The sequence below is a fragment of the Bacillus salacetis genome, assembly GCF_003581585.1.
Lineage (GTDB): Bacteria > Bacillota > Bacilli > Bacillales > Bacillaceae_B > Rossellomorea > Rossellomorea salacetis.
This window is the reverse complement of record NZ_QXIR01000020.1, coordinates 1-12323: the sequence shown is the minus strand read 5'-3', so window position 1 is coordinate 12323 and position 12323 is coordinate 1. Positions and strand designations below refer to the sequence as shown.

8 protein-coding genes are annotated in these 12323 nt (G+C 43.9%); 7 read left to right on the top strand and 1 reads right to left on the bottom strand.

What is annotated here, in order from left to right; genetic code table 11:
* Positions 1 to 21 precede the first annotated feature (21 nt).
* The gene (locus D3H55_RS14480) at positions 22 to 5508 is read right to left on the bottom strand and encodes a pullulanase (protein WP_205685490.1); all 5487 of its coding nucleotides are present in this window, start codon (positions 5506 to 5508) and stop codon (positions 22 to 24) included.
* Positions 5509 to 5909: 401 nt separating this feature from the next.
* Between D3H55_RS14480 and D3H55_RS14475 the strand changes: the two genes are divergently transcribed.
* From D3H55_RS14475 to D3H55_RS14445, 7 genes are all read left to right on the top strand, one after another.
* Positions 5910 to 6911, top strand: coding sequence for a processed acidic surface protein (locus D3H55_RS14475; protein ID WP_119547861.1), 1002 nt, complete (start codon positions 5910 to 5912; stop codon positions 6909 to 6911).
* The gene (gene srtD / locus D3H55_RS14470; protein WP_119547859.1) at positions 6908 to 7504 is read left to right on the top strand and encodes a class D sortase, LPxTATN-specific; all 597 of its coding nucleotides are present in this window, start codon (positions 6908 to 6910) and stop codon (positions 7502 to 7504) included. Before D3H55_RS14475 ends, srtD begins: the two co-directional genes overlap by 4 nt.
* Positions 7505 to 7730: 226 nt before the next feature.
* Positions 7731 to 8528, top strand: coding sequence for a transporter substrate-binding domain-containing protein (locus tag D3H55_RS14465; RefSeq protein WP_119547857.1), 798 nt, complete (start codon positions 7731 to 7733; stop codon positions 8526 to 8528).
* A gap of 265 nt (positions 8529 to 8793) precedes the next feature.
* Complete coding sequence (locus tag D3H55_RS14460) at positions 8794 to 9438, top strand: amino acid ABC transporter permease (RefSeq protein WP_119547855.1); 645 nt, start codon at positions 8794 to 8796, stop codon at positions 9436 to 9438.
* Complete coding sequence (locus D3H55_RS14455) at positions 9435 to 10163, top strand: amino acid ABC transporter ATP-binding protein (protein WP_119547853.1); 729 nt, start codon at positions 9435 to 9437, stop codon at positions 10161 to 10163. The genes D3H55_RS14460 and D3H55_RS14455 overlap by 4 nt, the downstream gene beginning before the upstream one ends.
* 231 nt (positions 10164 to 10394) lie before the next feature.
* Positions 10395 to 10775, top strand: coding sequence for a hypothetical protein (locus D3H55_RS14450; protein ID WP_119547851.1), 381 nt, complete (start codon positions 10395 to 10397; stop codon positions 10773 to 10775).
* A gap of 305 nt (positions 10776 to 11080) precedes the next feature.
* Complete coding sequence (locus D3H55_RS14445; RefSeq protein WP_119547849.1) at positions 11081 to 12115, top strand: C40 family peptidase; 1035 nt, start codon at positions 11081 to 11083, stop codon at positions 12113 to 12115.
* Positions 12116 to 12323: the final 208 nt, after the last annotated feature.

Genomic DNA, 12323 nt, shown 5'->3' with positions numbered 1-12323 from the left:
GCCTTTTTGCTTTTTCTCTATTTATTTGTTTTTCCCTTTTCCTTTACCAGGACGCTTCTTCTTGTCATTCTCTCCAACCTTCACTACAACAGTAGTTAAAGGCTCAATGGAAATACTGCCGGCAGTCAGGCTGAATCCAGTTCTCTTGGAAACTTCCCTCATTCCTGCTTCATCCTGATCCACAAGCACTTCAGCACCAGTCAGATTTTCGTTCAGCGTCAAAGTCCTTGCCTTAGAATCAGCATTAATGAACACTTGATAAACATCACCATTGGTCGCTTTCGCCTGATAGGCAATCAGCAGATCCTGGTCTTTGATTTCAGGTGCATCAAGCAATGTAACGTTTGCATCGACCAACTCTTTTGAGCCCAATCGGAAGGCGTCTGTCGATCGTCTCAGCTTGATTAATCCGGATGTGTACTCTCTTGTTTCATTGTTAACCGGATACAGCTCTTCATTTGTCGCTTTTTCCCAATCGAATCGGTTGATGATATCAGACGAATCGTAGGAATCGTGAATGAAGTACGGATAGTTGAATGGATTTCCATTTTCATCTGTCATATAGGTAGACTTGTATGGAGCCGTTTCCGCTTCCTCTCTCCACTGCTTTGTACGCCCGTATTCCTGTCCTGAATGGATGAACGCCGTGCCTTGGGATGTCAACACCATGGCGTTTCCGATTCGGATCCGCTTATGGATTCCCATGTTGTTTTCCGGAATATCCGGATCTTTTTTTATTGATTGGGCAATGACGTCATACAAAGTCAGGTTATCGTGAGCCGCGATGTATTGTACGACATCGCCCGGCTGATCGGCTGTAAAGTTATGCGGCTGGGCCTTGATATTGTCAAAGATTTGCGCGATATTCCTCGCCCCGCCTGTCAAAAACCTTGGCTGTCCTTCGCTTCCGAAACCGGATTTCAATTCATTCCGGAACTCATCAGAGAAGCTTCCGACCGCTTCTGTATGCTGCATCCAATCCTGGTCAGCGGCTTGGACCGGTTCGCCTTCATCTCCTGTATACGTTCTCCAGCCTTCACCGATCATCACAAGATTCGGATTGACCTTTTTCGCTTTATCAAATGCCCTTTGGATACTTTCCGCATCATGGTCTCCCATCATATCAAAGCGGAAACCATCAACTTTATATTCGTTAACCCAATGCATAATCGAATCTTCCAGGATTCTTCGGGACATTTTATGCGTCGTCCCCAGGCGCCCGCCGCCGAAGCTTGACCTTGGTGTACCATCTGCATCCATGAAGTGATAATAGTTCGGTACAAGGTCTTCGAAAATCGAGACCTGTGCTGTATGGTTGTAGACCACATCAAGGACTACTCCCATATCGCGTTTATGAATCTCTTTAATCAGTTTCTTGAACTCTTTGATTCTCTTTTCCGGATCCCCCGGTTTCTCGGAATACATGCCCGTCAAAGAAAAATAGCTTTGCGGGTCGTAGCCCCAGTTATAGTTCGTATCTGTTGATTGGTATTCCAGCATTCTTTCATCTTTTTCGAACTCATTGGTGAAGTAGTAGCTCATTACCGGCAGCAGCTGAATGTGTGTGACACCAAGCTCTTTGATGTAATCCAGTTTTTCAACGAATGCGGCAAATGTACCGAATTCGTGCTTCAGCTCATCTTCAATGTTCGGGTCGGAGGTGAAATCACGAACATGGGCTTCATAAATAATGGTATCCTCACGTTTCTCATAGCCTGGAATATCAGCAAAATCAAGTTTTGGCGCCACCCTTGAAACATCAACGATGGCCGCTTTGCCGACAGGATCACCTGATTCACTGCTCCACGCTGCCATGGATTGCGTATAAGGATCGAGTGCCAGTTTCGTATCCTCTCCATGGGTCACTTTGTAATGATAGTAGTATCCTCTATGATTCTGGACACCTGTGTTTTTCTTGGAAAGCGTCACGGACCAGACACCACGGTCCCCCTTTTCCATTTTGACCGTTTTGACGACTTTGTCCTGATTTTTTTTATCATAGAGGACAACGGAAACGTCATCCGCCTTAGGAGACCAAACCCTTAATGTTGCAGCGCCGTTTTTATGAAGCTCAGCTCCCAGTTTTCCGTCGTACCCATACATTTCATCAATCAGTTTCCAGCCTGATTTGACTGTCACGGTGCGCTCGCCATACGTAACTTTATATGGAAGATTTTCGATATCAAATTTGCCGTGAAGATGTATCTTTTCAGGACCTTCCATCGTGATATCTGACACGGCCACAGCATTGCCGTCTTTGTCTTTCACTGTGATCTTTTCTTTCAACTCCTCAACGGTCAATCCTTCTGTTTTGGCAAACGTAAGACTGATCAGCTTGTCGGAAAGGGCTTCGCCTGATAAAAGCGCAGGCTTCACAGTACCATAAGGATTTGTATACACTTTATCCTCGCCTTCTTTTACGAAAATAGTGTGATATTGGTCAAGCATTTCAAATGACATGTCTCCGGTTTGGGCGCCGGTCTCTTTATTAACAAATAAAAAGCTGATTTTCGAGGCATTCTTTTTTAATTTGATGTCGTAATACGCTCCGAACTTTCCAACTCCCGCTTTGTCTGCTGCACCGTTCGGCCATCCTTCAGATGGTGCCGCAACATCATCCCAGTTCCAAAGCCCCCAGCCGTCGTAGTCTCCGTTTTCACGCTCGTAGTAAATACGAATGGTGTCTTCCGGGAGCTCGGCTGGTTCATATAAAAATACCTCGTCAGATCCCTGTTTGATCCAGATTTCATTCATCTTTGGTGAAGACAGTTCAATCGTTTTATCCCCGCCGTCCTTCTCACCATTTGTCCTATTTAAAACAAGGAAGCCAATATTTTTTGAATCGGGATTGATTTTGACATCCACATATGCCCCAAATTCGGTTACCCCGTCAAATGGCGTACCGCCTGAAGGCCAGTTTTCAGATGGTGAAGCAGCATCTCCCCACAGCCATACACCCAGGTTTTCATAGCTGTTGTCTGTTCGTTGGTAATGGATGCGCAATGTATCTTCCGCTATTTCACCTGCACCACCAGGTTCTTCAACAGTCACTCCGCCTTCAACCGTTAATAGAGCTGTTCCGCCGTCTTCCATGGAAGGAATGGAAATGGAAGCTTTCCCGTCGGAAGAGGTAGTGTAGGTTTTACCGGAATAATGATCTGTCACGACTGCCTCAGCCAGGCCGAAGTCCATAGCTGCTTCTTTTACAGAAGTGGCGGTATTCATGGCGACGTAAGCATTTTCTTCTTGATAGCTTCGTTTGAAAACCAGATACTGCTCGCTATCAGAACCGGCGATTTTGCTGCGTTCTCCTTTGGCAAAGATATCTGTGTTGGCATTCCTGAAGTTAAGCACCTTTTGGTAATGCGATAGAATTTTGTTTCCTTCCACTTCATCCCATGGCATGTTCGGACGGTTGTCATAAACCGGATAATTGTTTTCACCCGGAAGGCCGAGCTCTTCTCCATAATAAATGACAGGCTGTCCCTTAGCCGTCATCTGAAGTGTAGCTGCTACCTGGTATTTGCCAAGGTCCCCTTCGACTGCTTCCAGGAAGCGGTCTTCATCATGGCTGCCCAGGAACTGCCCCAGGGTCGCATCATTTGAAAGCTCCTTGTTCCGGCTTTCTAATTCTGACTCGACTGCAGCCAGGCTGCCATTAGCGAAATCACGGGCAAGATTCTTAAAATCAAAATCGAGCAGTGAATCCATCATGCCTGAGTTCAGGTAGCCGCCGTCGTTTTCTACATTTGCTCCCCAAACTTCCCCAATCATCTTGTGATCAGGCTTTACTTTTGTTAATTCATTCTTGAATTTCATCCATGTCGTATCTTCAACATGTTTCACCGTATCGACACGGAAGTAATCGATTGTATTGCCATTCGGGGTTTTGGACTTTTTAATCCAGTCTGTCTGCCATTGAACGATTTGATCCCGAACAGCGGAATCCTCTGTCAGGAAATCCGGCAGACCGGATAATTCCCCGCGGACCGTATCGCTTCCTCCGTCACGAAGCATCCCTTCAAAACGGGCGCGGTCTTCATCTTTCGGGAAGTTAGGTACACCCGTTGTTCCCGCATCGCTTTCTTTTAACCCATAACCTGAATGGTTCAATACCACATCAACCAAGATTTTGATGCCGCGGTTATGAGCTTCATCAATCAGTTGATGGAAATCTTCCATAGAACCAAAGTGAGGATTCAATTGGCCGAAGTTGTCCGCCCAATATCCATGGTAAGCATAATAAGGAGTACCAGGATCCTCGTTATATCTGACATCATAATTGATGTTATCAACAATCGGGCTCACCCAAATCGTGTTGATCCCGAGTTCATCAAGATAGTCCAGCTTTTGCGTGATTCCTTTAAAATCTCCGCCTTGATAGGTTCCCATTTTGGAAGTATCGTAGCCGATTCCATATGGATCGTTGTTAGAGCTGTCGCCGTCAAAGAAACGGTCAGTCAGCATAAAGTAGATTACAGACTCATCCCAGTCAAAGTCCGCTTCCTCCCCTGTAAAAGTACGGGCCTTTACTTCGAGAGACGCTTCTCCATGATGACTGTTTCCATATTCATCGACCACTGTAATCGGAAGTGTTTTCACCCCGGCTGTCACCTTTTGATCTACTGCTACAGTCAATTCATTCAGTGCAGGATCCACTGTGACCTTTTCTTCTCCGCCAATTGCCGTTAAATCGATAAACATTTCACGTGCTGCGGCTTCATTTTCAGTTCCAAGGTCCACAGTTACTACAGCATTTTCATTGTAGCTGACCGCTGCAGGCTGAACTGTACCGGAAACATTGAAATCTGCCACTTGATAGGTGACCGTGGACTGCCCGTCAACTGTATTGTAGGGATCCGTTACTTCGGTCGTCGTTCCGTCGACTGTGACAAAATACGTATATGGATGTTCCCCTTGCGGAAGGTCGTTCAGCGTGTAGCTGAATCGCTCGTTATCAGGGTCAGCCTCCATCTCATAACGCTGTCCCAATATTTCAAGCTCCACTTTTTCCACTGTATCCATGGCGTCTTGAGCATACAAATCCTTGTCCCGGAAATAGAATGTCGCATTTCCATTTTCTACTGCAGGACCGGAACCGTCAGGGACAGTATGGAACTCCATTTCCCCGCTTTTCACATGTACCTTTGTGATAGAATCATTTTGATTCAAAGTGATAAATCGATCGGCATCGACATCCTTCTGTGACCAATCCGACCCTTTTCTAAGGACGAAACCAATTTGGTCCACATCGGGACTAACCTCGATATTGAAAATCGCCTTGCCGTCTTTTACCTCTGTATAATCAATCTGGTCATCCTGGACCCCTGTTCCCCAAACCCACAGATTCCAGCCTTCATAGTCGCCATCTGCCCGCTCATATGAAAGGCTGACAGCTCGATCCCCAGTCTGCGCTTCAGCTGCTGGTATGTACCCCGCAAACATGGAGATGACTAGAATAAGAGATAAAATTACGGCCGTGACCCTTTGATACTTTCTCCCATGCATTCCATTTTCCTCCCTTTGATCTGAATATGTTGGAATGAAACCGATTGCACAATTTCCATAAAAATAAGCGCAGTTGTGAAATCGTTTGCACAAAATCGCACAAACCGTTACCTTCCATTCAACTACACGTGGATTTCCCTTATGCAAACGCTGTCATTTACTTACATATAAAGGTACTATGATTTTTTTGATTAATCAATAAGTTTTGGAAAGATAGGACTTTGGCATGAATGAAATTTTACTTTTTATAAAAAGGTTGCACCTAACTCTAATTGAACTCCAGAAAAAACTAATAGTATAATTGAAAAAATTTGTAAAATCAATTCTGTCCAAAAAATTTTTTCTCTATTATATTATTATTGTAGGTAAATAAACTTGGAGAAAGAGGGACAAAAAGTTAAATGAAAAAGATCGCAGCAGTAATATTTCTAGCACTGGTATTATTCACGGTTACCCCATTTATCAGTTATGCTGCAATACCCCCTGGAGACCTGGATTCACTCTTATTGGAACTGGGTTTGACTAAAGAGGAGTTCAATGATTATCTTTTATACTATTTCGACGAAGAACTTCAGACGTTTAATTCAATTGATGAACTGAATGAAACTGTCGGCACAAGATTGAATGAAACGACTATACTGCCCATCCTGGACAGTTATGGGTTTGAAACTATTGAAGATGCAGAAGCCTTTTTAACAGAGTACGGTGAAATATCTGAAGAAGATGATGTTTTCACTACTTTCCTATTTACGAACGCTCTGGAAGATACTTTAGCTTTTTATGATGAAGTGGAAATGGATGTTGAAGATTTTGGTTTGGAAGAATTGGGACTGACCAGCGATGAAGTACTGGCTGTATTTGAACACTTAATGTCCCTTGATATAGACAGCGCTGAATTTGAATCGAAACTACTAGGGTTTGAATCACGCCTGAATGCTCTGGGTGAATTTGAATCGGCTGAAGAATTGACTCAGGCTCAGTTGGAAGAACTCTACGCTATCATGGAAGAAATGTTATCATTGTTCCATTTGCAAGCAGATTATTACTTAATAGATGAGAACGGCACCACAACCGGCCCTTTATCAAAAGAAGAAATGATTTCCATGACATCCACCAATGGTAAGGACCTGCTAATTGAAATTTACGATTTAGAAGGTAATTACCTGGCAGATCTGATCTTCACAGCTGATATGTTTGGCTCAGATTGGATTCAGGAACAAACCAAGACAATCGCTTCACCTGAAACAGTAAAAAAGGCAACTGTTCCATTAAAGACTACTGTTAAAGGAGCAAAACTTCCGAAAACAGCAGGGTTTTATACTGAAAAAATGTTCCTGGGATTGGGTCTGATAATTGTTGGTTTCGTGATCTTCAGAAGACGGAGCATAATCAGCAGTAAATGAGAAAGGTCTTAATCATCCTTTCGGCTTGCATATTCTTTACAGCTGGCGGCTTCTTGGTTTTTGATAATGCTTCAGCCCTTTTTGGCAAGAAACAAACTGTCAAAAGCGTACAGGAATTCAAGGCAGAAGAAAATATTCCTGTTCCTGAAGAGGAAGAGACTCAACCACTTTACAGTGAGAAACCAAAAATCGGAGAACAAATCGGTGTCATGGAAATTCCCAAGCTGGAACAGTCTCTAGCCATTTTTCATGGAGCTAATGAGGATGAATTGGAAAAAGGGGTCGGCCACTATCAAGGAAGTGTCCTCCCTGGTGAAAAGGATAACAGCGTTCTTTCAGGCCACCGGGACTCGGTATTCCGCGAGCTGGGTGAAGTAGAAATCGGTGATGAACTGATTGTGACAACATCTGCCGGAGAGTTCACTTATAAGGTAGGTAAAATCAGGATTGTAGAGAAAGATGACAGAACCATCATCGTTCCAAAGCCCAGAGCAACCTTGACCGTCAGCACCTGTTACCCTTTCCGGTACATCGGTCCCGCTCCTCAACGATTTATATTGACTGCCACCTTAGTGGAAACAAAACCAGATTAATGGGACAGCACATAAGTATAGTCCCCCTGGAGAAGCATCAGCGGAATAGGCTGATGCTTCTTTTTTATCTTAAGCTCGCTTTAGCGCATTAACGTACCGGGGGACAGTCCCCCGCTGCGTTAATGTGCTAAAGCAAATCGTTTCCTTTGAATTCCATCCCATACTTTTGTTACCATTGTAATAGTACTGAATTATCAATTAAATCAAACTACTCTGGAGGGATTAGATGAAGAAATTGAAGATAACGAGTTTTCTAATGGCAATGATGCTGATTCTGGCTGCATGCGGAACGAACAACTCCGCAAACAACAGCAGCGGTGATGATGGAGATGCAGGAGACAGCGGCGGAACTACATACACTGTTGGAACCGACACTACCTATCCTCCGTTCGAATTTGAAGAAGGCGGAGAGTATAAAGGGATTGACATCGACCTGATCAACGCGATTGCAGAAGAAGAAGGATTTGAAATCGAGCTGAAGCCAATGGATTTTGGCGGTATCATCCCTGCACTTCAGGCCAATCAGCTTGATGTTGCGATTGCCGGCATGAGTATCACCGATGAACGGAAAGAGAAAGTGGATTTTTCCGATCCCTATTTCGATGCCGGGTTGACACTTGTTGTTTCAGAAGATAACAACGACATTACCAAGGTTGAAGACTTAGAAGGTAAGACCGTCGCCGTTAAAAATGGTACAACAGGCGCTGATAAAGCGGAAGAGCTGAAAGATGAAATCGGCATAGCTGAAATCCGCCAGTTCAATGACAGTCCCGCCATGTTCCAGGAAGTTGCGAATGGAAACGCGGACGTTCTGATTGAAGACTATCCTGTCATTGCCTATGCAATCAAAACAAAGGACCTCGGGTTAAAAACAGTCGGAGAACGCCTGAATGGTGACCAATATGGAATTGCTGTACTGAAAGGCGAAAACCAGGAGCTTCTGGATAAAATCAACAGCGGCCTTCAGAAACTCAGGGACAGCGGCGAATATGATGAAATCCTGAACAAATACCTGGAAGAGTAAGATCAACCAGCGCGCCCCTGTTGCGCGCTGTCTTTTTAAATGGCGCTTTTCGTAAACATTGTTGCTATTCAATATAAATTTTCAAATAACGAACTGGTAAATCATCGAAAATACCCCGGTGAGCAGGAAATAAAGAGCTGCCCGTTCTTTTTTTGAAAGTAAACCCTTGAATATAAGGAAAAAATCCGGCATCTGGGATTTTCCGAAAGCAACACTATAGGCGAAAACAGCCTTTTAAATTTCACAGCATGAAAGGAGAAAGCCCGTGGATGTCATAATCGAAATACTGCCAATGTTATGGGATGGATTACAGGTAACAGCTTATATAACAGCCATAGGTCTGTTGCTGGGATTCATCCTTGGATTGATTATCGCTCTTTCCCGCTTGTCACCGATTGCACCGTTAAAGTGGATCGCCATCTGGTTCATTAACTTTGTCCGGGGAACACCATTCCTGGTTCAATTATTCTTCATTTACTTTGGTTTGAACTCTTTGGACTTTATTTCCTTGGATCCAATTCCAGCCGGTATCATCGGGATCACCATCAATGCAGGTGCTTATATTGCCGAAATTATCCGTGCAGGGATCCAATCCATCGACAAAGGGCAGACAGAAGCAGCCCGTACTTTGGGGCTTTCCAGCGGCCAGACCATGCGCTATGTCGTATTGCCCCAGGCTTTAAGAAGAATGATGCCCGCCTTTGTAAACCAGGCAATCATCAGCCTTAAAGATACTTCACTTCTTTCCGTCATCAGTGTTGCAGAGCTGACACAAAGAGGGCAGACTGCCGTATCGGCTACCTTTGAAGCCTTTAAAATCTGGGGAGTCGTGGCAATCATGTACTTTATCCTCATCTATCTTCTAACCAAGCTTGGCGACTACATAGAAAGGAGATATGAATTGCGATGAGTGTCATACAAGTGAACAATTTAAAAAAGTCATTCGGGGACCTGGAAGTCCTTAAAGATATCAGCACTGAAGTAAAAGAACAAGAAGTGGTCTGCGTCGTCGGGCCGTCTGGTTCTGGTAAAAGTACATTCCTTCGGTGTCTGAATAGACTCGAAGATATAACGGCGGGACATGTGATTGTGAACGGGAATGATATCACAGACCCTAAGATCAATATCAACAAAATCCGTCAGGAAACGGGTATGGTGTTCCAGCACTTCAACCTCTTCCCTCATAAATCGGTCCTTCAAAATATCACCTTGGCACCAATGAAAACAAAGGGGGTCGATAAAGAAGCGGCCAAACAAAAAGCTTTGGAGCTCCTGCGAAAAGTCGGCCTTGAAGAAAAAGCAGAAAGCTATCCAGGTGAACTTTCGGGCGGTCAGAAACAGCGTGTCGCCATTGCCAGGGCGCTCGCCATGGAACCGAAAGTCATGCTGTTTGACGAACCGACTTCTGCGTTGGACCCCGAGATGATCGGGGAAGTCCTGGAAGTCATGAAAGACCTTGCCCGCGAAGGAATGACAATGGTCGTCGTCACTCACGAAATGGGCTTTGCCCGTGAAGTCGGGGACCGTGTCATCTTCATGGACGGCGGATATATCGTGGAAGAAGATGTACCCAGCGAGATTTTCGGTAATCCTAAAAACGAACGGACCAAGGCGTTTCTTGGGAAGGTTTTATAGGAGTATAGTGAGAGAAGTAGTTCCACTTAAAAGCATCTGCCGCTCAGTCAGATGCTTTTTTTAGGTATTCAAAGTTGAAACTCGGTGCACTCCACTTTCCCTCAGCAGTGAAACTCCAAGCACACCCTCTCTCTATATTTCATTAATTATAGTTTGCATTTTATTTCAAAAGGGAAAGAGTTAGAGAACACATCACTGCTTACCTTTAAAGGCGGAAAGGCGGTTGGAATCATGAGCCTCTTCAAAAGCCCCTTACAGAAGAATTTAATCAAGCTGAAAAGGAATTTATATCTGGCAAAAAGCGATCCTGAGTTTTTTGAGAAGTACCTCCTGTATAAAGACCCCCATTCCCCCGAAGCTCACTATTACCTTGCAAAAAAATGGGAAGAAGAAGGAGTACTAATGAAAGCCTATCTACATTATCAAAAAGCCTGTCATCCAGACTCCCCTCACTATTATCAGGCAAAGTCAGCGTGCAGATCATTGAAGATATTGATAGAACATGATAATTCCTCTCCTTATACACTTGCAAAGAAAAAAACTCTTCAACTTATAACCATCATCGTGTCTCTTATCCTTTTGAATTTGCTGACTCTATTGATAATACTATAAAGGGATGAGAGACCGTTTTACTGTCCATTGCTCTTCCCTCCTTCAATACCAAATCACTGCCTCGATAATATTTCACTGCTCGCAGAATCCCACTGCCCTTTCTGACTGAAGGGGATATTTGTCTAAAAGGAATAGTCCCTTCCCGATCTTTATGATTCGGGAAACAAAAACTTGCTTCTTCCTCCCTCTCCATTACTTTATTTCTGAGAAAATAGTAGAATATTACAATACATACTACCTTTTCCAACAAGAAACGTGATAAAATACTTATAAAATCACTATATTATGACAAAAGGGGAAATCACGTGAAAAAAGTGTTGTTTACTGTCGCCACGACTGCTGTTATTTCCACTGCGTATGGTGTTGCTGCAGAGGCAAGTTCCCATACAGTTGCAAGTGGAGATTCACTCTGGTCCATTGCCAACAAATACGGTACATCAGTCAATAAGCTCAAAGAGTTGAACAGTTTAAAGACCGATGTCATCTATCCTAAACAGGTGATAAAGGTTTCTTCTCAGGTGAATGGTGCTCCTCCACCAGCGCAGGAAGTCATTCCGCTTCCGGTAATTGATAAAAAATACACAGTTGTCTCCGGTGATACACTGATTGGAATTGCCAACAAGCATTCTATTACTCTGGCAGAATTAAGGATGCTGAATAATCTGAATGGGCATTTAATTTATCCAGGGCAGAAACTTGTAGTCGGAAAGGGACAAATACAAACCCCTGCACCTGTTGCTCCATCGAAACCTGCTCCACCTGCACCAAGCAGCCCTCCACCTCCTAAAGAGAGCGGAACTGCCAAGACCTATACGATTCAACCAGGTGACTCTCTTTCTGCCATTGGTCGGTCATATGGAGTGACTGTAGCACAGCTGAAAGACTGGAACGGTTTAAAGAATGATTTGATTTTTGCCGGACAGAAACTGAAAGTGAAAGCAGGAAGTACTCCTGCACCGCCCGCCACCGGTAAGGCATTTGATGCTGCAAAACTTATCAATGAAGCAAGATCCCATATGGGCACGCCATATGTCTGGGGAGGCGCTTCCGATGGAGGTTTTGACTGCAGCGGTTTTATCCATTATGTCTATAACCAAGCCGGATTGAAAATGGGCAGACTGTCGAGCGGAGGATACTATAACCGCTCTTATTATGTGAACCAGCCAGAGGTCGGTGATCTGGTCTTCTTTGAAAATACATATAAAAAGGGAATCTCCCATCTTGGAATCTACCTTGGCGGGAATCAATTCATCCATGCAGGTGATGATGGCGTAACTATTTCAAGCCTTAATAATTCTTATTGGAAATCCCACTTTGATGGATTCAAAAGATTCTATTAATAAGGCTCTTTTCGTAAACTTTGTTGCTATTCAATTTAAACTCCAGATAATATCCTAGTAATTCGCCGAAAAAATCCAGGTAAGCAGGAAAGAATAGAGCTGCTCATTCTTTTTCAAGAGTAAATCCTTGGAATACAGAGAAGGAAAAGTCCGGCACTTAGGATTTTCCAAAAACCACAATAAATACGAAAATAGCTATTAATAAAGA